This is a genomic window from Bacillus sp. EKM420B (assembly GCF_011065565.1).
Taxonomy (GTDB): domain Bacteria; phylum Bacillota; class Bacilli; order Bacillales; family Bacillaceae; genus Bacillus; species Bacillus velezensis.
Map to the genome: position 1 here is coordinate 1 of NZ_JAAMNX010000057.1, position 244 is coordinate 244.

Genomic DNA, 244 nt, shown 5'->3' on the forward strand with positions numbered 1-244 from the left:
AACGAATCAGCCGATCAGCGCGATGCAAAACCGATCCATGTGAAAAATACGGCTCCTGAGACAGCTGAAAATCCCGGCCGGACAGACATCGCTGAGCATCTCGTCGAGGTAACCGAAAAAATCCCCGGCATTTCAGATGCCACCGCGGTTGTACTCGGAAGATACTCCGTTGTCGGTATCGATGTGGATGACAATTTAGAAAGAAGCAAAGTGGAGAGCATTAAATACACGGTTGCCCAGGCGT

General features: G+C 50.4%; 1 protein-coding gene. It reads left to right on the forward strand.

The window, feature by feature from the left end; all coding sequences use genetic code 11:
- Positions 1-244, forward strand: a 244-nt coding sequence (locus G9F48_RS19525) for a YhcN/YlaJ family sporulation lipoprotein (RefSeq protein WP_185153162.1), incomplete at both ends; no start/stop codon positions are given.